Consider the following 17,815-nt stretch of genomic DNA (forward strand, 5'->3'; position numbering starts at 1 on the left):
CGGGGGAGGGGCCGGCCTCCTGGGCCGGCCCGTGAGGGGCGACCCCCTCACACTCCCCCGGGGAGCATGGCTTTAGTGGAAGTTGATCGTGGAGGGCGCAGGTGCCTTCCACGACTCTTCCTGATACGAGTGCGGGTCGTGAGCCTCGCGGGGCGGCTCCCCGAACGGATCCTTCGGCAGCGCCGTCGGCGCTGTGGTGAACTTCGCGCGGAGCGATGCGGCGATGGAGCGAATGCGGTAGATCACGGCGTTCATGTCGTTCTCCCGTTCGGGGTGATCAAGCGTCACCTGCCCGAAGCCTACCGACGTCGTTTCTCCGGCGGGGCGCGAGCTCCGCACGCGCAGCGGCGACGGAGCACCGCCGGCGGGAGCCGCTACGCGGCGCGTTTCCAGGTTTTCTTCACCTCTCCGCGGTTTCAACCTATCTCGCTCCGCCGGCTACGTGCCGTCTCTCTCGGACGCGGTCGCACGCTCCCTTATTTCGCCCGAGAGAGCCGTCACTCCGCCGACTCCACTCAATTGGTTTTCACTCGCCGGAGAGGCAAAGAAAAACGATCAGGAAGACGACAAAAGCCCTGTAGTTGGACTAGAACCACGGGACTCGTCACCTTCATAGTCGCACACCGATTGAGGAGAAACCATCGTGACTATCACCACCGGAACCGGGACCGTTCAGCACATCGACCCGACCACCCTCGTGATCGAGGCGAACGTGCGCCCCAGCGCCCCGCTGACGAAGGACTTCATCGCGTCGATCCGCGAGAACGGCGTCATCACCCCGGTCCTCGCCCGTCGCGACGAGCGCGGCAACGTCATCGTCCGCGCCGGACAGCGCCGCACCCTCGCCGCCCGCGAGGCCGGAGTGCCCACGATCCCGGTCTACGTCGTGGAGGGCGACGAGACAACCGCGGATCGGATCGTGCAGCAGATCATCGAGAACGACCAGCGCGCCGAACTGAGCGTCGCGGACCGCACCGCGGCGTGGGCGCAGCTCGCGTTCGAGGGCGTGTCCGCCGCAGCGATCGCCAAGCGCACCGCACCAAGACCGACGCGGTGAAGAAGGGGCTTGCGGTCGCGGAGTCCGCGACCGTCACGTCCGTTCTGCACGAGCACGAGCTGACCCTGGACCAGGCGGCGGTGCTGTTGGAGTTCGAGGACGACGCCGACGCCCGCGCGACCCTGATCGAGGTCGCCACCCACGACCCGGCCCAGTTCGAGCACACCGCGCAGACCCTCCGCGACGAGGCCGCGCACCAGGGGCTCCTCGCGGCGACCGCCGCCGAGTACACCGGCAACGTCTTCCAGATCCTCACCCGCTCCGACGCCTACGGCGACCAGGCGACGTGGACGCCGGTGCGGCAGCTGCGCGGCGAGGACGGGAAGAGCGTCACCCCGGAGCAGGTCGCCGCCGCTCCCGGCCGCGGAGTGCTCATCGACACCAGCTGGCGCGGCGAGGTCGAGGTCACGCTCCTGGTTCAGGACCCGACCGCCGCCGGATTCACCTACGCCTACGGCGCCCCCGAGCAGCCGCAGTCCGAGGAGGAGGCCGAGGAGGAGCGGGCCGAGAAGTCCGCTGAGCGCAAGGTGCTCATCGCCAACAACAAGGCGTGGAGCGCGGCCGAGAAGGTGCGCCGCGAGTGGATCGCGACGTTCCTCGCCCGCAAGACCCTCCCCAAGGACGCGGATCGCGTCATCGCTCTCGGTCTCACCGCTCACCGGTTCGCGGTGTCCTCCGGGATGACGGGCGGCAGCGACCTCGCGCACACGCTGCTGCGCATCGAGCCCCCTCCGGCTACCGCGCCGACGCCCTCGCAGCGCTGGTCGAGGGGAACCCCGCGAAGGCCCGCCTGGTCGCGCTGGCCGTCGTCCTCGGAGGTCAGGAGGCACACACGAGCAAGGAGTCCTGGCGCCGCGGCGACGAGCGCACGGCCGAGCACTTCCGCCAGCTCGCGGCCTGGGGATACGCGCTCTCCCCGGTCGAGCAGGTCGTCACCGGCGACAGCACCCCCGCCGACGCCGCAGGGCTCAGCTAGCCCAACCCGGCGGGGACCGGCTCGAGCCGGTCCCCGCCCCCTCCTCTTCTCCCACTGCTGCACAGGAAGGCCCCACCATGACCACCACGACCACCGCACCCCGCCCCGCCCACCGCTTCGACCCGTACCAGGAGGACCCGACGCTGCGAGCGGCCGAGGTCGCCGTCGACGCCGCGGCCGCGACCGGCGACGCCGACGCGACCGCCGCCGCAGCGCGAGCGCTGATCGTCGCCGCGGCCGCCTACGGCTGGCCCACCGCGACCGCCCTCGTCTTCACATACGAGACGACCGGTCCCATCGCCCACGTCTGGGGACTGTGGAAAGTCCTCGACGCCGACCGGCAGGTGCTGCGCGAATGGGACGAGGAGCCCGGCGACATGACCGACGAGTCCGAGGAGGAACTGATCGCCCTTGACCTCATCAGCAACCGCCGCGCGACCCTCGACTACACCGACTTCGGAAAGCCCATCGGCTCCACGACCCTGATCCTCCACACGCTCACCCTCTGAGCGCGTGCGCGGGCCGACCCTAAGCGGGCCGGCCCGCACGAGGGGGAGAACCCCCTCGACCCCCCGTCGAGAGCCCGCGTCCTGCCTGTGCTCTCACCGGTGGCTAGGCTACGGACGCGAAAACCGCAGTGATGGCAGAGGGGCACCCTTCGTGACGACCGGACCGAAAGTGTCGATCGGAGCCGGATTCGCTGGGCTCCTGGTCTTGTTCTTCGAGCTCTACGGCCAGGTCAGAAACGGCACCGAGACCTGTTACGCCTGGTATGGCGTTCTCTTTCCCGGCGTGGAAACGGAGACCCTGGCAGGCGCTTCATTGTGGCCGCTCGGCCTCAGGTGCACTTATGAGCGATTGGGCTCCGGTGACGTACTCGCCGTAATCAACCCGAGCTGGTTCCTCACAGCGCTGCTGATCGTGTCGTTGGGGCTGATCATCGGCGGCCTCGTCTATGCCATCCGCTCTCACACCGCTCCGGCCAGATCTGACGCGTAACGCCCCGGCCCCGACCGGGCCGGCCCACAGGGGAGGGAGAATCCCCTCGACCCCAGGGCCTCGAACCACAGCAGCACAGCCAGTGTCATGGCCGGATGCGACGATGGACGCGCTCGCACCCGTCGCGACCGCCGGTCGTCGCGCCTCATCAGACAGGACACCCACGATGAAGCTCTACCCCGACGTGATCAGCACCCTCCGCGCCCAGGAAATCGACCCTGACGAATGGGCGCGCGAGCACGGCTCGCCCTCCGCCGCGGAGTGGGCCGGCGACGAATGCGGCTGCGCCGACGACCGCTGCATCGGCCACCACCACGACGAGCACGAGGACTGCGGCTGCTTCCCCGCGATGCTCGAGCAGCACTTCGCCCAGGAAGACGCTCGCGGCCACCGGACCCTCAAATGGCGCACCACTCCCGTCAGCGTCGTCGTCTCAGCAGAATCCGACCTGGAGGACTTCGGGCTCCTCGCCCTCGCCGATCAAGACCAGATCGACCTCTTCGCCAGCACCGACGTCGACACGGCGGCGATGACGCAAGAACACACCACCGCCGAAGAGACAGCCCGGATCGCAGCGTTCGCCGCCGAAATGTCCACCGCCGGCTCCCTGAGCACCGAGCAGTACGAGCAGCTCGGAGAGATCCACCACGCGGTCCTCAACCGCGCCAAGGACGCAGGCGACCCCCGGTACGACCTGTACCGCGCGACGGAACGGCTCTCCCGCGCCATCACCGAGGTTTGGGACCGCGACGTCGCCGCGTACCAAGACGCCTACCTCACCGTCGTCCGCGACACCCTCACCACCCGAGGACTCACGACCGGCATCAAGATCGTGGACTTCGCTGACCGCGACACCGGAATCTACGACGAAGACCTCGCGCACGACCTGCGCAACGTCGCCCTGCGCACCACGCCCCTGCCCGTCATCGGAGCCCCCAGGGAGGAGCGCAAGATGACGGTCGACGCGCTACGCGCCGCCGGCCTCAGCTACATCGAGCGCGCCCGCACCGTAGTGTCCGGCGAGGCTGCGACCGAGTAGCGATCAGCGGCGAGGGCGCGGCTTGTACTTCTTCCCCGCCCGGATGTTCCGATTCTCGATCACTCCGACGATGGCCAGACCGATCGCCACCGCGACGAGCAGGAACCAGCCGAGCACGTTGAACCACTCACCGGTGAACGCCGCGTAAGTCTGCTCACCGGCGATCGCGAAGAGCATGAACGACAGCCCGAACCACACCATGCCGTTGCTGATCAGCGCAGCACGCGCGAGCTTGGTCCGAGGCTTCGACATGCGCCCACCCTCCCACCGGACCCTGGACGTGTCCACGGGGCCGAGGCGGTTCTAGGGTGAGCGCATGAGCACCCCGACGCCCCGCGAGCTGCTGGCCGTTCACGTAGCCGCCGAGCCCTCCGGGATCACCGCGACCTTCACCCTGGGCGATCCGCTCGAGCTGCCACAGTCGGTGGGATGGTTCACCTACGGCATCGAGCTCACCGGCGCCGACGGCGCCACGGCGAAGCACTTCGGCGTCCGCCTCTCCGACGAGGAGACGAAGGCGTTCGTCTTCGAGTTCGAGAACGCCACCCAAACCAACTACGACGCCACCCACGTCACCGACCGCGGCGCCTCCCTCGTCGCCCGGTTCCCGGACTCCTCACTCGGCGTCGACACGATCCGCTCCGTCACGGGTTTCGCCACCATCGAGGGGGAGGACGTCGCCGCCGGTGTCCCCGTCCAGCTGCTCCGCTAGCGGGGTCGAAAAGGTAGACTGACCCCGGATGGAACAGCCATGCCTGCCGGCCCTCGTGCCGGCTTTCGCGCTTCCTAGGCCAGTTGCGATCGAACGCCTAAGCTGAGTCCGAATCGGAAGAACTCTGCCCGCGCCTGTCGCGTAAACTGAACCCGCCTTCCAGTTCTCTGCCCGCCGGCCCTCGTGCCGGCTTTTTTCATGCCCGGATTGAGCAGACCCCGCTCTCCTGGCCCCCTCCTTCCTTGCACCCCTCTTGGCGGTGCAGGGATCGTCGCGCCCCCAGCGCGACCACAACAGAGCGCGCCCGCGCGCTCGCACCCAGTGGAGGTCCTTGTGATTGACCTGAACCTGCTGCTCGGGTGGCTGAAGAAGGACAAGCCCGCCGCCGCGGCGCTCATCCGTGCCGGAGTCTTCGTGATCCTGGTCGTGACCGTGCTCTGCGCGGTCCTGATCTACATCACGCTCCTCGGCCCGAGCGATGCGCCCGCAGACCGGCTGACCTCCATCCTTCACGGCCCGGCGAAGTAGTCGCCGGCCCAGCCGCTAGCCCGAAAAAGCACAGACCTGCTGGGTGCAGGAGAGCTCTGTCCGCCATCGTCCCGTATGAGGTACCTCTTGCGGGCGTACTGCCCACAGACAGTTGCCGCGCGGCTTGGATCGACTATCCGAACAGCGGGTCGACTGTCCATACCAGAGGAATGATGTTCGCGGCTCCTCCGGCCACGACAGCAGAACCGAGAATGAGCACGTCCCGCCATGCGATCGCAGGGCCCGACGTCGCCGCTCTCTTCACGGAGTCGAGGAGGGCGTCAGCGCCGCGCAGCTCCTGAATCAGCTCGATGGGAAAAAACTCAGACACTGCAGCGGGGTCAACCGGATCGTTGGCCTCCAGATCGATCCGGCGCGCCTCCTTCTGCGCGCCTACGGCGAGTCGTATCAGCCCCCAGACGCTCGCCCCTACGGCGTACACGTTGAGTGCGATGAGCCAGCCGGTCATGACGGACGGCTCGCATTCGACAGGTCGCTGACTTGCTGAGGGAGCGGGTCGAGTAGGTGCGGTCCGTTGTTGCGGACGCTGTTCACGTCGCGGGACACCTCGTAGTGCTCGAGGTCGTGCGCGACCGCGAACGACTCCCGGTCAAGGAGCTGCATCGGCGCGTCGACGTCGAGGTGCCCGCCGAGCCAGTCGTCGTAACCGTCCGGCGTGATGCACGCCGGCATCCGGTCGTGAACCTCACCCGGCGCCACATGCGAGTCGCGGGTGATGATCGCCGTCGACAGCCGCCACTTCTCCGGATCGTCCTCCGCATTCGACGGGTCCGGCCAGGCCGAGACAATGCCCGCCATCGCGAGGGCCGCGTCGGGCTCGTAGATGAAGTGCGGCTGCTTCCCCGTCTCGGTGACCGTCCACTCGTAGTAGCCGGCCGCCGGGATCAGCACCCGCGACGTCGCGAACGCCTTCCGGAACATGGGCGAGCTCGCGACCGTCTCGATCCGCGCGTTGATCGGCTGCGGCCGCTGCTTCTTGAAGTCCTTCGCCCACACCGGCACGAACCCCCAATGCACGGTCGGTGCCGACCGCTCTCCGTCGCGCTCACGCACGACGGTCACCGGCGACGTCGGCGCCACGTTGTAGTTCGGGCGCAGACCCCCGAAGTTGGCCGAGACGAGATCCGGCAGCAGGGCCGCCGTGGAGTCCTTGACGACGAACCGACCGCACATGCGCTCAGCCTACGAAGAGGAGGGCGACGCCGTGGGGGTGACGCCGCGGCGGTCCTCCGAGAAGGTGACGCCGGCGCGCTGCTCCACTTCGCGAATCACGGCCGACGTCTCGACGTCGCCTCGAGCCCACAGCGTGAGAACGGACATGGCCTCGCCCACCATGTTCTCTATCCCGCGTCGAGGCTGCTGCACCATCGCGAAGATCGCCATGAGCACATCAAGGATCGGTTGTTCGTCTGGAGTCAGTCGCACGGTGAGCTCGTTGAGAGCGTTCGAGAACCTCGCCTGCGCGGCACCGGGAGCGCCGGGATCCGCGGCGGCTGCTGCCCGTGACCCGCTTGCCTGTCGGTATTCGACAAGCGCGGAAAGGGCAGCCATGAGCCACTGTCGGCGCTCCGCTGCGGTCCGCTCGCGCGTCGATCGACGCCTGTCCAGCTCGTCGCGGATCCACGGCACCACCACTGAGGCCACAAGGGAGGTCACGGCGCCGATGATGACGCCGGTCAGACCGATCGTTGCGCTGTTCACACCTCGACCGTAGCGACGTCTTCGAGAGCGTCGTGCAGTTCCTAGCTGTCGCCGCGTCGCGCCTCACGGCGCATGAGGACCACGAATCCGACGATGACGAAGAGGACGACGAACGCCACGGAGATGATCGGCCAGTAGGTCACGAAGAACCAGATGATGGCTAAGGGCACCAGGATGATCACGCTGGGATCAGGCATCCGGCGCTCCGTTGCGCTCCGTCGGCCGAAGGGTCGGGTCGAGTGGATGCTGCCCGTTCTTGCGGGAACTGCTTGTATCGCGGGACACCTCGTAGGGGAGCGCGACGCGTGTGCTCTCCATTCGAAGGCCGGTGCCGGTGCCTGGCGATGCCTGCCGTTCGCGGCGCTGCGGCGTCACTGTCCCGTACTGGAGGGCGAGACGCGGGCAGCTGCGAGGTTTCGGACGCCAGGATCACCGACGCCCAAGATCAGAATGCTCTCGATACTGCCGATCGTTTCGGGATCCGTGATCTGCAGTTCCTGGTCGGCATCCGCTGTCAGTGACCCGACCTCGCTTCCGACGTCCGAAGGGAACCTCAGCTCGCCGTCGTTGTCCTCGAGCGGAGCGCTCGTGAAAAGGACCCGCGGTTCCACTGCTCCGGTCAGGCTCAGTCCGCTGAGGGACAGCCACACCGTCCCGTCCTCTCGCTCCTCGATCAGCAGATCGCCGGTCGCATCGTCGGACACGCTCTCGAATGACGTGCGGATTGGCAGCTGCTCCAGAAGCGACTGGGCGGCGGGAGAGTCCGTCGCGTCAGAACCGTCCGTGGGAGTGCTCGTAGGAAGGCTGGGAGCGGCGGACGTCGCCGAGGGGCTGGCGACGGCGGTTCCATCGAGGGGTGCCGTGCACCCAGCCAGGGCCAGAACGAGCCCGGTCGCAGCGGCCACGGCCGAGAGTCGACCGATCGCGTTCGTGTCTGTCATGGTTTGTGCTGCTCCGTCCGTCGAACTGTCGCTCAGCCTACGCAGGGCGCGATTCTCAGCACCCTGCCGAGGGGTCGCTTCGGGACCAGTGGTGTAAACGCCTCCCCGATCGGATCGTCGTTCGAGCAACGACCGGGCGTCAGTCGCGCTCCGCCTCTGCCCCTCCTGGCATCGTGAGCCAGAGGATGAGGGTGAAGAGGAGGCCGAGGATGCCGCTGACGAGCAGCGCAGCGACGGCGAAGGCGGAAGCGCCGAACGAGCCCTGAGCATCGTTGCTCATATCCACGGGCATGAACCAGTAGATGACGGCTCCGCCGACGAACAGCAGGCTGACGACGAGGGCGCCGATGCAGGTGTCTCGCCGCACCTTTTCTTCGGACCCGTCGCCTGAGAGATTGACGAGCCAGAGGATCCCGATCACGGCGGGAGCGCCGGCGAGGAACGCTAGAAACACGGGTTCTCCTAGTTGGTAACGGGTCGCGACGGTATTTGCACTCGGGGCAGGCGCTGCATGAGGTGGTCGACGGTACGACGGGTGTCTATGCGCGCAGATCCCGTTCGAAGGCGAGGCGGAGCCGGCGCTCGTATTCGTCCTGCTCCATCGGCACCACCGCGGCGAGCAACTCCTCCAGTCGCTCCTGGTCCGCGCCTGCCACGGAGACCACGGCGTTGTCGATGAGTCGGGCGAGCATCGGGGAGCCGTCCACCTCGAGCACCCAGACGCCGTCGTCCCGACGGTCGCAGGTGTTCCCCGCTGTCCCCGCCAGCTCGGGATTCGTGTACAGGCTGCAGACCTGGCTCTCGAGCGAGAACTCCGGGTTGAAGCGGCTCGTGAGGATCGTGATGTCGCCCGGGTCGGAAAGGTAGTCGGTGTCCTGTCGCGCGAGAAGATCCTCCGACGCCCGGATGGAGGACTCGTACTGCCCGATGACGACGGCCGTCGTCGTGAGCCGATCGGACTCGAACGGCACGACGGACGAATCGAGCCGCGCTTCGTACTCCGCCTCCTGTGAAGCGCGCGCGGCAGCGGACCGCCCGAGCACCGTCTGCACCACGGGCGATGCCACTGTCGCGAGGAGGGCTACGGTCGCCACGGCTCCAACGATTCGGGCGCGACCCGGATGGACGACGAGCGACCCGAATGCCGCCACGGCGCCGAGCAGCAGCGGAAGGGTGGCGAGGAGGGGAGCCGGGAGCGGCGGGGCATCGGTCACGAGCGGTGTGACCACGGCGGCGAGTGTCGCAAGAGTCAGCAGCGCACCGAGCACGAGATTTGCGCCGGCATGCAGGCGACCCGTGACGGACCGAGACACGATCAGCAGGAGCGCAGTGGCGATGAGCGGCAGGAGGACGAACGCGGCCAGACCGGCGTATCCGGCGTACAGCAACGGCACGGCGAGGAGCGATCCGGCGAAGGCGACGGCGCCGACTGCGATACCCGCCAAGCCTGCGTGCGCGATCGCCGAGGCAGGATCGGGCGCAGTTGCCATCGGGCCCCCTCCCTGCCGTTGCCCCGAGTGTAGAGAGTGACCGGTTTTCCTGCCCAGCGCGCAGGACCCGCCTTGCTCGGCTGCGCGAGCACGCAGCGTATGCCAGTGAAGCGCATAGTCACGGGAGCGGGGTGCGCCATCGCTAAACCCTGCTCTTCCGCATCGCCACCTCGGGTCGACTCCTCAGGCCGTCCCGTTAGAGGATCGGTCATCGGACACGAGAGTTGATGGATTCGATAGGACGCCCCGCCGACGACCATCGGGCCGATGGCGGAGCGCCGTCGGCCGCTTCTTGGTCACGGCGTGATCACGCGCAGCGGGCGCCGGACTGCCGCTGGTTGTGGTGCGCTACCCGTTGATGCCGACCTGCCATTCGGCGTCGAGCTGGCCGAACTCTCCGTCGTAGCAGCGCTTCTCGTCTCCTGAGTCGATGTTGTCGGTGAGGTTCGAGTAGCTGATGATCGGTCCGGACTCGTCCACGCGGAAGAGTTTCAACCCGGCGTCTTCCATGCAGGCTCGATAACGGGCGAATCCGTCGCGGTACTCGCTCTCAGTCACGACACCGTCTGCGAGTGCCTCCGTGAGGGCGGCGGAGGGCTCGGGATCCTCGGCCGGCTTGATCCACGAGGCCCAGAAGGTGTACCGAGTCCGTCCGTCCGCGACCACCGTGATCGTGTGTTCTCCGTCGCCGAAGACCGGCAGGAACGCGCCGCCGTTCGTGGTGCTGCGGGTGTCGCCGTCGCAGTTGATTCCCGGCTTGGCTTCTCCGTCGACTTCCAGATCGAAGCGGCCGCGGTCGACGCAGACGAAGGCGGTCGCGATCTTTGCGGAGGGGTCCGGTGCCGGGCCGAGCTGCACTTCGGTCCGACCCTGCCCGTTGATGACAACGGGCGTTCCGTAGAACGTGGCGTCTCCTTCGGTGAGCGCCTGGGTGACCTCTGCGATGTTCACGGTCGAATCCGGTGCATCACTCTCGAGTGCTGCTGCCGACACGGCGCCGGAAAGGATCCCGGCTGCCACGAACGCGGTGACGGAGACGGCGAGAGTGCGCCGGCTGCGAGGAGCGCGCACCGGCGTGGCGGTGGGTGTTGCGACGAGCATCCGTCGCAGCTCGTGGTCGCGGTCCGACAGACCCGGTTCAGACTTCATGGGTGATTCCTTTCGCAGAGAGAGCGGTGGTGGTGTCGAGTTGCTCGCGCAATCGACTCTTCGCGCGGGAGAGGCGCGACTTGACGGTTCCGACCCGGACGCCCAGCACGTGGGCTGCCTCCTGGTCAGTGAGGTCTTCGAGCACGCAGAGCGTCACTACCTGGCGGTCGAGGAGGGAGAGGCCGCGCAGCGCGGAGGTAGCTTCGCCCTCGTCGGACATATCAGCGGGGTCCTCGTGTGGCTCGGGCGCGGGTAGTCGGCTCAGGGCCGCCTGGTACCGCTTGGACGCCCGGGCGAGGTTGTTCAGCGCGTAGGTGCAGGTACGCAGCAGCCAGGGCAGCATCGAGCCGTCCACGAAGCGAATCGCCTCTCGCCGGCGCCACGCCTCGAAGAAGGAGACCGCCACAGCGTCATCCGCGTCGGTCCCACCTGGCGCCAAGGCGTGCGCGTGGCGGTAGAGACGTCCACGGTGACGGTCGAAGAGGATCCCGTAGGCATCACCGTCGCCCCCCACGGCTCGGGCCCAGACCTCTTCATCGCTTTGCTCACTCACACTAGGAAGTGTCCGCGACCGCGTAAAACGTTCCCTCGCCGCCGAAAGTTCCTCCGACACCTTCGCCTAGGGCTACGGATGCAGACGCAGCAACCGTCCCGTTGAGGGATCGTTGAGCGGTCACCCGAACGCGGATCCGTAGACCGATGCACGCCGCATTGCTACGGCGAGACGATAGAACCCCTGAGAGTCACCGTCTGTCACCATTCGTCGCCCAGCTTGCGGAGACCGTTGTCTTCCGGCAGGGTCTGGCGCGAGTAGTCGTGCAGAACGTCGGGCGACGCAGTTTCGCGTCCGTCACGTTCAGCTTGGCGGATGGCCGCGATGACGACGCATGTCACAGCCACGATCAACGCCGCAGCAGTCGTCAACGTTATCCATATCGGCTGAACGGTTGACCCATCCGAGCACAGCGGGTTCCAGAGGAACCCCTCTCCCGTCAGGCTGCCTCCGCCGCGGGTCCTGCACGTCTCGCTCGGGTCCCACATGTAGATGGAGGCTACGGCTCCCACGGCGGCTGCAAGCCCACCGAAAACCAAGGCGAGAACGATGGGCGTCGCTGCACTCGGTCGCGGGGGCTCTCCAACGTTCATCGGGACATCATGCACCGCGCTCCACCAGATTGATCAAGAGCCGGAACGTCAGGCCCGGTATCGAGTGGCCCGCGTGGAGGTCATCGCGCCGCGACGGTGAGGTTCAATTCTTCGCCGACGCGCAGAATTTCGTCGGAAGGGAAGCGGAACGGGTTGAGGTAGAACAGGTCATCGGCCGTCATGTCGAATCGTGCCGCGACGTCCTCTGCGAGGTCGTTGCGAGCGACCGTGTACGACGTCGGCACTCCGTCCGTGGATGACACCTCGCCACGCGCTGCTGCACGTGGGCCGGCGTCCTGGGCGACGAGATCACTGCGTTGAGGCTTCACGCTCCATTGGACGTCAGCGACAGCAATGATCCTCATCGAGCAGTCGGAATCGTTCTGCGGTTTGGTGGTGATGACGAGCTGATCGATCGCTGTCGGGTCGCCGTGGAACTCTGCGAGGTTCCGCCAGGCCTTGTAGGGCTTCCCTGGCTCCGCATCCGCGAGACCCATTGGGAAAGCAATGTCGAAACAGGTGGCGCCCTCATCGATCGGGTCCAGCGCTGCCATGACCGCAACGGAACCTGAGGAAGATGCGGTCGCGGCGGGAATCTCTAGCTCGTCTGATGCCAGAGCCAGCCGGCCATCAGCCGCACTCAAACGGATGCTGCCGGCCGTCCCATCGCTCCCCGTGAACGTTGCCACGCCAAGGTCACCGGTCAGTGCGGCGTCGGAGCTGCTGTCTGTGGACACCGGAGGCGGAGCCGGCGGTTCAGGCTGCGGCGTGCATCCCGTGACGACGATCAGGCATGCTGCGATCACGACCGCGCTTCGCGCCTTCGAGAATGTCCCCACCAGCTCAGGGTAAGCGACGTCCCCGCTCTTCCCTTGGCCGTGCGGTTGGGGCGACCGGATGGAGTGCTCGCGGTTCCCTCCGCTGAGGCCAGCTAGGGGCTACAGCAGCTTGCTAGTGTCCGGGCCTATGGATGAGCCCCGAAAGCGCGGACGCCCTTTCGTCATCGCGGGAACGACGATCGCGGCTGCAGCCGCCCTCTGTGCTCTCGTGCACTACGCCGGTCTGGCCGTATTCAGGACCGAGGGGGACGTGCCGGCGGCTTCGGCCGTCGACCTTCCAGACGGGAGCGAGCTCGTCAGTGAGACTGTCGAGTGCGCCTCCGGTGGGTGCTGGCGGCTGCTCTCGGTGCGCCCGCCCGACGCGATGACTCCCGAGCAGCTGTCGAGCGAGCTCGGAACGACGCCGCAAGCGCGCATCGCAGGAACACTCTGGGACCCGCGCACCATCACGGTGAGTTCCGCTATCGACGGACCCCTCCTAGAGGTCCGGGCCGATTACTGGTCACAGGAGTACGCGCCCTAGGCGCGCGAGTGACGCGTTCTCGAGTCGACAGCATTGGCGCCCCCCGACTGTTTCGCTGGGGGATCGCTTACCAGATGTCCTGCTCCTCACGCTGCGTCAGGGGCGACGGTGGCGGAGATCCGCCGCGTCCGTTCGATGATCAGGATGTCGGTGACTCGGATGCCGAGTGCGGTGAAGAAGCCAGCCACCGCATTCCAGTAGAGAGTCCAGAGGATGAGGCCGCCAACTTCGTTCTGGTCGTCCCGGGGTGGAGCCCAGTCGGCGTTCGCGGCGTGGACCTGCCAGATCACAGCGAGGGCGATGCACAGCAGGCACGCTCCGAGGCCGAAGGCGAAAAGGATCTTGCTCCCGGAGTTCGTGCAGCCGAATCTCCACAGCACGTTCCTGAGGACGATGAGCGACACGGGGATCGCTCCGAGCGAGAACGTCCATTGCTCCCACGTCACGAGAATGCCCCCGGCTCGCAGCGAGCCGGATCGTCGGCAGGTGCCGTCGTCACTCTTCGGAGAGCGGGGGAGTGGTCGCGATCATTTCAGGAGAAGGTGTCTCGTAACCGCCGATGATGAGCGTGCTGGTGTCGGTCCAGCTCGGCTCGGAGTAGGCAACCGGCTCGGGGTTTCCCGCGGCAGGCTTCTCGCTGGTGATCCCGGTAGCCACCGCACCCACAGCAAGGAAGCCGGCGACGATCCCTGCGACCGTCACGGTAAACACGGTGTTGCGAAGCGTCTGCATCGTGCTGCCCCTCGAGTAGGTCGAATGGTGGGGAGCATACCAGCGCAGGTGCTCGCGACGCCGTGCCACTGGTCCCGTATGGGGATCGTCTACCGGGCGGGTTGGTTGAAGGATTCTCTGGGATTGGATACTTGTTCTGGTCGACCCCTTCGGTGATCTGCCCTTGTTTCGGACGCTTGACACAAACCCTCGCCCCTTTGTATCGTCTACTCAACACAAAGGGGACGGTCATGGGTAACTGGGGCTTCGCGGAGATCACGTTGGTCGTGATCGGTGTGCTCGTCGTGGCGAGCGTCGTCGCGGGAGGAGTGTCGCTGCTGACTCAACGTCGACAGCCGCCTGCCGTAGTGCGCGCTCATCGCGTCGGCGTCGTGCGGATGGTCACCTCGGTCGCCGCCGCGCTCGTCGCTTTCGCGGTCGCGGTGCTGATTCACATAGCGAATCCGCGCTTGGAGTCGGTCCCGTTCCTGCTCGGGCTGCTGCTCGCAGCGGCTGTAGGGCTCGGCGTGTTCAGTGTGATGCCCGTGCCCTCCATCGATGGAGCGATGAGGCGACGCACGGCGAGCGTGATGCCGAGACGACTTTCGGATTACTCCACGGTTCGACAACGCGCGACCTTCGCCACGATCGCCTCGATGACTGCGCTCATCGCACTCCTGAGTGGTCTGCTGTCGAAGCCGGCGGACGATGGTCGCTGGATCTGTCCGGTGATGTTCTCGGACCCCTGCCTCGCTGGAGGGCCGTTCCTGTTCCCGGGATGGCTCTTCGCAGCGCCGGCTCTTCCCCTGATCGGTCTGCTCGTCGTTGCCGTTCGGCACGCTCTGCGCCGCGTCGTCACCTCTCCCGCTACCGCTTGGCCCGAGCTCAGCGAAACAGATACCGCGTTGCGGCGCGGCGCGGTGCGGCTCGTTCTTCGTGTTGCCAACGCCTCACTCCTACTCACGAGCACGGTCTTCCTGGGCTCGGCGGCGCTTCCGCTGATGAACGCACCTGTTCTCGAGACGGGCATGACGCCCGATTCGGCACAGCTCGCGGGGATCGTTGGACTGGTGCTCTTGGGTGTGGCCGGCGTCGTGTTCCTCGTCGGCATGGTGATGGCGGTACTGGCCGCCACGTCTCTGGCGCGCCTTCCTCGGGGTGCCGCTGACGTGTCGACGGTGATGGCGTGATGAGCATCGAGGTCGACGCTGACGATCCTCGACCGCCCTACGAGCAGATCCGCGCAGCGTTGGCGGCAGAAATCACGTCTGGCCGGTTGCAGGCAGGCCAGCGCCTCCCGACCGTTCGACAGATTGCGGGTGACCTCAGAGTGGCGGTCGGTACGGCAGCGCGCGCCTATCGGGAACTGGAAGAAGCGGGCCACGTCGAAACACGACGCTCCCAGGGCACCACAGTCAGACCCGGGCGAATCATCGCCATCGACGTCACCGCAGCTGCAGAAGCATTCGTTCGGGACGTGCGGCGAGATGACGTCGAGCTAGCGGACGTGCTCGCCGCCATAGAGAAGGCGTGGTCGACGAAGCGGTAACCACCAGGGGGCGGTCGTTCACCGTTCCGTATGGGGATGGGTCAGCGGTCGCGGGCAAGCCGTTCAGCTCGAGAGAGGGCGTCCGGCGTCAGTCGTCGTCGGACCCGGCCCGAACATGGAGCCAAAACGCCGCTTCCCACGCCGCAGGATCACGGTCGTAACGCTCCGCCTCAGTGACGTACTTGTCATGTGCGCGCTGCGCGGACTCGTGGTTCCACTCCCTGATCGCGACGTCGTTGAGAAGCTGCCCACCGAAGTGCACGATCTCGTCTCGGTAGTCACCCATCGCCTCGTTCATCCACTCTCCGTGGTCGGCGGCCTGCGTGTGAGTGGCGAGATACGCGTTCCATCGCGCGTCCAGCTGAGCCCGAAACGGGTCCGGGTCGCGGTCGGGGGATGAAGACTGCTCCATGACCGGAACCCTACGACTCGGTCTTCGGCCGCATCGTTCTCGTCCCCGTGGCGAGCGAGAGGCGGAGGAGGACCGCCCAATTCCACAGGGGTGCTTCAGCAGGTGGACGAGGGCGGTCCTAAGATTCGGGGGTGGGCATCACCATTCCTCGCATGGCCGCGACGATCGAGCGGCGTCTTCTCGTCAACTTCCGGGTGGACCCCGTCGTGATTGAGTCTCTGCTGCCCGAGGGGCTCCGTCCGCAGATCGTCGACGGGAGCGCGGTGGCGGGCGTCTGCCTGATCCGGCTGGGAAGTTTCCGGCCGATGTGGGTCGCACCGAGGATCGGCCACCGGAGTGAGAGTGCGGCCCATCGAGTGGCAGTCGAGTGGGACGGGCCCGACGGGATCCGGACCGGAGTGTTCATCCCGCGCCGGCACAGCGCTTCGCGTCTCGCCCAAGTCGCGGGTGGGCGGGTGTTCCCGGGCGTCCATGAACGCGCTCGGGTGAGATCCGTCGAATCGGACGACGACCTGAGTGTGACCGTCGACGCCGCCGATCTTCGTGTCGCTGTCGACGCCCACGTTGTCCCGCCCGAGACGTTCACGAGTTCACTGTTCGCCGACCTGTCCGCGGCGTCCGATTTCTTCCGGAAGGACGCTGTCGGCTGGTCGCCGACGCGAGCGGGGCGGCTCGAGCCGCTTCGGCTGGACACCCACGCCTGGCGCGTGGAAGCGGCTCGTACGACGCGTGTCCAATCGAGCTTCTTCGACGCGCTCCCCACCGGCTCCGCTTCGTTCGACCACGTACTGGTCATGCGGGATGTCCCGGTGGTGTGGAGCAGTCTTGGAGAGGCTGCGCCTGCCGCTCGGCCTTGACCGGCGGGTGCGGAGCATGCGGTCACCCATCCTCCGCGGAACGGTCGGCGGACGGGTGCGGAGGGGTCACCGTTCGGCGCCGCGCTGTACTTGGTGCGCCTCATCACCGGCGGCCGCGCTTGGGGTGTTGCCGCGGGCGCGCTGACGGCCGCAGTCGCCTTCGCATCGAAGCTCCGGCGAGCAAGGCGGACGAGCGCGATCTGGCGTCCCGTAAGGGGATGGTTGGCCGGGCGCCTAGACGTCTGCGGGCAGCGGTATCGTCCCGCGAAGCCTGTGGCGGTGAAGCTCGCGCCGTCGATCATTACTCCGACGTTCGGGCCGGAGGACATCAGCGCGGGATGTTCCTACTGCGCTCGGAACTGGCGCTGGTCGCTGCAGTAGCAGTGATGGCCGCGAGCGGCTGTCCTGCGGAACGCTGCCGCCCGCGCCCGCGCGCGGCGCATCCCGCGCGCCGGGCTGGTGCGGGGAACGGCCCTCCCGCAGACGCCAACTTGCAGCTCGCTGCCACGAACACTGTCCCACTGATGATCTTCGAAGGGCATGCGTGTCCCGCTGCCAAGCCCGGGTGTCGGCAACACCCAGGGTTGTATTGCCGAGCTATGCGGAGTAGACCTAGACGTGCACGACGACCGCTCACAAGGGGTGAGCGCGGGGACTTGGATGAAGGTCGTAATAGTCGTGCACACCTCACGAAATCGGTCCGCTGGCAAAATCGCCACGGTGTTCGTTGCGCTCGTCCTGGGTACGGTTGTCGCACCTGCCGCTCAGGCTGACGTACCAGGACTGAACACTCATTCCTGCGACGGACAGACGTACGACCACTCGCTCGGCAGCTACAGCAACGACCAGGGGGACTTGCCGCTACGTTGCGGAAATTCCCGGTTCGGACTGAATCACATCATCGCTCGCGGCCACTTTGACGCGGACACCAACTTCGATATTCAGCAGACACTCAGCTACGGCCTCTACGCACCCGGGAGCTCAGGCTTTAAGACGCTCTACGACGCGAACTGCACACCCGTCTACTTCGTTCTCTTCGGATATAACGCCTACAACGGCTCCGATCCCCTCGCTAACCCCATCGGCATCGTCAACGCCTACAAAATCGACAGCACCATAAACACCCGATCTACCAGCAGCACCACCGCCGCACCCATCATCCAAC

At 66.8% G+C, this 17,815-nt stretch carries 28 protein-coding genes; 11 read left to right on the plus strand and 17 right to left on the minus strand.

Annotated features, from left to right (window positions below; genetic code table 11):
* Positions 1 to 72 precede the first annotated feature (72 nt).
* Positions 73 to 288 carry a hypothetical protein gene (locus C5C99_RS06090; protein ID WP_146076862.1) on the minus strand — a complete coding sequence of 72 codons (216 nt, stop codon included), beginning with the start codon at positions 286 to 288 and terminating at the stop codon, positions 73 to 75.
* 355 nt (positions 289 to 643) lie between these two features.
* Here C5C99_RS06090 and C5C99_RS06095 point away from each other — a divergent pair, with 355 nt between their 5' ends.
* A complete protein-coding gene (locus C5C99_RS06095) occupies positions 644 to 1,057 on the plus strand; it encodes a ParB/RepB/Spo0J family partition protein (RefSeq protein ID WP_181074557.1) in 414 nt (137 codons plus the stop codon).
* Positions 1,058 to 1,325: 268 nt separating this feature from the next.
* On the opposite strand, the gene C5C99_RS17070 is transcribed toward C5C99_RS06095, so the two are convergent.
* Positions 1,326 to 1,466 carry a hypothetical protein gene (locus tag C5C99_RS17070; protein WP_181074558.1) on the minus strand — a complete coding sequence of 47 codons (141 nt, stop codon included), beginning with the start codon at positions 1,464 to 1,466 and terminating at the stop codon, positions 1,326 to 1,328.
* Between the two features lie 644 nt (positions 1,467 to 2,110).
* On the opposite strand from C5C99_RS17070, the gene C5C99_RS06105 reads away from it, so the two are divergent.
* From C5C99_RS06105 to C5C99_RS06115, 3 genes are all read left to right on the plus strand, one after another.
* The gene (locus tag C5C99_RS06105; RefSeq protein WP_104273954.1) at positions 2,111 to 2,542 is read left to right on the plus strand and encodes a hypothetical protein; all 432 of its coding nucleotides are present in this window, start codon (positions 2,111 to 2,113) and stop codon (positions 2,540 to 2,542) included.
* Between the two features lie 151 nt (positions 2,543 to 2,693).
* Positions 2,694 to 3,032 (plus strand): hypothetical protein, encoded by a 339-nt coding sequence (locus tag C5C99_RS06110; RefSeq protein WP_146085473.1) that lies wholly within the window; start codon positions 2,694 to 2,696, stop codon positions 3,030 to 3,032.
* Between the two features lie 166 nt (positions 3,033 to 3,198).
* Positions 3,199 to 4,071, plus strand: coding sequence for a hypothetical protein (locus C5C99_RS06115; RefSeq protein ID WP_104273462.1), 873 nt, complete (start codon positions 3,199 to 3,201; stop codon positions 4,069 to 4,071).
* A 3-nt stretch (positions 4,072 to 4,074) separates the two neighbouring features.
* On the opposite strand, the gene C5C99_RS06120 is transcribed toward C5C99_RS06115, so the two are convergent.
* Complete coding sequence (locus tag C5C99_RS06120) at positions 4,075 to 4,323, minus strand: hypothetical protein (RefSeq protein ID WP_104273461.1); 249 nt, start codon at positions 4,321 to 4,323, stop codon at positions 4,075 to 4,077.
* 64 nt (positions 4,324 to 4,387) lie between these two features.
* Here C5C99_RS06120 and C5C99_RS06125 point away from each other — a divergent pair, with 64 nt between their 5' ends.
* Together C5C99_RS06125 and C5C99_RS06130 are read left to right on the plus strand one after the other, a co-directional pair.
* Positions 4,388 to 4,783, plus strand: coding sequence for a hypothetical protein (locus C5C99_RS06125; protein WP_104339787.1), 396 nt, complete (start codon positions 4,388 to 4,390; stop codon positions 4,781 to 4,783).
* A 333-nt stretch (positions 4,784 to 5,116) separates the two neighbouring features.
* Positions 5,117 to 5,311, plus strand: coding sequence for a hypothetical protein (locus C5C99_RS06130; RefSeq protein WP_104273459.1), 195 nt, complete (start codon positions 5,117 to 5,119; stop codon positions 5,309 to 5,311).
* A gap of 133 nt (positions 5,312 to 5,444) precedes the next feature.
* Here the strand turns inward: C5C99_RS06130 and C5C99_RS06135 are convergent, their stop codons facing one another.
* The 11 genes from C5C99_RS06135 to C5C99_RS06185 all read right to left on the minus strand — a co-directional run bounded on the left by C5C99_RS06135 (position 5,445) and on the right by C5C99_RS06185 (position 12,598).
* The gene (locus C5C99_RS06135; protein WP_104273458.1) at positions 5,445 to 5,780 is read right to left on the minus strand and encodes a hypothetical protein; all 336 of its coding nucleotides are present in this window, start codon (positions 5,778 to 5,780) and stop codon (positions 5,445 to 5,447) included.
* The gene (locus C5C99_RS06140; protein ID WP_104288843.1) at positions 5,777 to 6,505 is read right to left on the minus strand and encodes an SOS response-associated peptidase; all 729 of its coding nucleotides are present in this window, start codon (positions 6,503 to 6,505) and stop codon (positions 5,777 to 5,779) included. Before C5C99_RS06140 ends, C5C99_RS06135 begins: the two co-directional genes overlap by 4 nt.
* 9 nt (positions 6,506 to 6,514) lie before the next feature.
* Complete coding sequence (locus tag C5C99_RS06145) at positions 6,515 to 7,033, minus strand: hypothetical protein (RefSeq protein WP_104273456.1); 519 nt, start codon at positions 7,031 to 7,033, stop codon at positions 6,515 to 6,517.
* A 41-nt stretch (positions 7,034 to 7,074) separates the two neighbouring features.
* Positions 7,075 to 7,230, minus strand: a complete 156-nt coding sequence (locus tag C5C99_RS17075; protein ID WP_181069059.1) for a hypothetical protein — start codon at positions 7,228 to 7,230, stop codon at positions 7,075 to 7,077.
* A gap of 174 nt (positions 7,231 to 7,404) precedes the next feature.
* Positions 7,405 to 7,974 carry a hypothetical protein gene (locus C5C99_RS06150; protein WP_104273455.1) on the minus strand — a complete coding sequence of 190 codons (570 nt, stop codon included), beginning with the start codon at positions 7,972 to 7,974 and terminating at the stop codon, positions 7,405 to 7,407.
* Between the two features lie 139 nt (positions 7,975 to 8,113).
* Entirely contained in the window at positions 8,114 to 8,428 is a 315-nt protein-coding gene (locus C5C99_RS06155; protein ID WP_104250073.1) for a hypothetical protein, read from the minus strand.
* Between the two features lie 85 nt (positions 8,429 to 8,513).
* Positions 8,514 to 9,419 (minus strand): hypothetical protein, encoded by a 906-nt coding sequence (locus C5C99_RS06160; RefSeq protein WP_181074559.1) that lies wholly within the window; start codon positions 9,417 to 9,419, stop codon positions 8,514 to 8,516.
* A gap of 393 nt (positions 9,420 to 9,812) precedes the next feature.
* The gene (locus C5C99_RS06170; protein ID WP_104317915.1) at positions 9,813 to 10,565 is read right to left on the minus strand and encodes a hypothetical protein; all 753 of its coding nucleotides are present in this window, start codon (positions 10,563 to 10,565) and stop codon (positions 9,813 to 9,815) included.
* Positions 10,566 to 10,602: 37 nt separating this feature from the next.
* Positions 10,603 to 11,166 (minus strand): RNA polymerase sigma factor, encoded by a 564-nt coding sequence (locus C5C99_RS06175; protein ID WP_258063341.1) that lies wholly within the window; start codon positions 11,164 to 11,166, stop codon positions 10,603 to 10,605.
* A 200-nt stretch (positions 11,167 to 11,366) separates the two neighbouring features.
* Entirely contained in the window at positions 11,367 to 11,537 is a 171-nt protein-coding gene (locus C5C99_RS17080) for a hypothetical protein (protein WP_181074560.1), read from the minus strand.
* A 302-nt stretch (positions 11,538 to 11,839) separates the two neighbouring features.
* On the minus strand, positions 11,840 to 12,598 hold the full coding sequence (locus C5C99_RS06185; protein WP_146085475.1) for a LysM domain-containing protein: 759 nt from the start codon (positions 12,596 to 12,598) through the stop codon (positions 11,840 to 11,842).
* A 127-nt stretch (positions 12,599 to 12,725) separates the two neighbouring features.
* Here C5C99_RS06185 and C5C99_RS06190 point away from each other — a divergent pair, with 127 nt between their 5' ends.
* Complete coding sequence (locus C5C99_RS06190; protein ID WP_146079336.1) at positions 12,726 to 13,121, plus strand: hypothetical protein; 396 nt, start codon at positions 12,726 to 12,728, stop codon at positions 13,119 to 13,121.
* Positions 13,122 to 13,207: 86 nt separating this feature from the next.
* Here C5C99_RS06190 and C5C99_RS06195 read toward each other — a convergent pair whose 3' ends face one another.
* Positions 13,208 to 13,525, minus strand: a complete 318-nt coding sequence (locus C5C99_RS06195; RefSeq protein ID WP_146078857.1) for a hypothetical protein — start codon at positions 13,523 to 13,525, stop codon at positions 13,208 to 13,210.
* A gap of 91 nt (positions 13,526 to 13,616) precedes the next feature.
* A complete protein-coding gene (locus C5C99_RS06200; protein ID WP_104234417.1) occupies positions 13,617 to 13,853 on the minus strand; it encodes a hypothetical protein in 237 nt (78 codons plus the stop codon).
* A gap of 230 nt (positions 13,854 to 14,083) precedes the next feature.
* On the opposite strand from C5C99_RS06200, the gene C5C99_RS06205 reads away from it, so the two are divergent.
* Both C5C99_RS06205 and C5C99_RS06210 read left to right on the plus strand, forming a co-directional pair.
* A complete protein-coding gene (locus C5C99_RS06205; protein ID WP_104263144.1) occupies positions 14,084 to 15,022 on the plus strand; it encodes a hypothetical protein in 939 nt (312 codons plus the stop codon).
* The gene (locus C5C99_RS06210) at positions 15,022 to 15,381 is read left to right on the plus strand and encodes a GntR family transcriptional regulator (protein ID WP_104263145.1); all 360 of its coding nucleotides are present in this window, start codon (positions 15,022 to 15,024) and stop codon (positions 15,379 to 15,381) included. Before C5C99_RS06205 ends, C5C99_RS06210 begins: the two co-directional genes overlap by 1 nt.
* Positions 15,382 to 15,469: 88 nt before the next feature.
* Here C5C99_RS06210 and C5C99_RS06215 read toward each other — a convergent pair whose 3' ends face one another.
* Positions 15,470 to 15,793 carry a hypothetical protein gene (locus tag C5C99_RS06215; RefSeq protein WP_104263146.1) on the minus strand — a complete coding sequence of 108 codons (324 nt, stop codon included), beginning with the start codon at positions 15,791 to 15,793 and terminating at the stop codon, positions 15,470 to 15,472.
* A 131-nt stretch (positions 15,794 to 15,924) separates the two neighbouring features.
* On the opposite strand from C5C99_RS06215, the gene C5C99_RS06220 reads away from it, so the two are divergent.
* Both C5C99_RS06220 and C5C99_RS16735 read left to right on the plus strand, forming a co-directional pair.
* Positions 15,925 to 16,650 (plus strand): DUF2071 domain-containing protein, encoded by a 726-nt coding sequence (locus C5C99_RS06220; RefSeq protein WP_219812209.1) that lies wholly within the window; start codon positions 15,925 to 15,927, stop codon positions 16,648 to 16,650.
* A 618-nt stretch (positions 16,651 to 17,268) separates the two neighbouring features.
* Positions 17,269 to 17,815: hypothetical protein (locus C5C99_RS16735; protein ID WP_146085476.1), on the plus strand; the 547-nt coding region annotated here is incomplete at its 3' end.

The organism is Rathayibacter sp. AY1C4 (assembly GCF_002932195.1).
In the GTDB taxonomy this organism is placed as follows: Bacteria; Actinomycetota; Actinomycetes; order Actinomycetales; family Microbacteriaceae; genus Rathayibacter.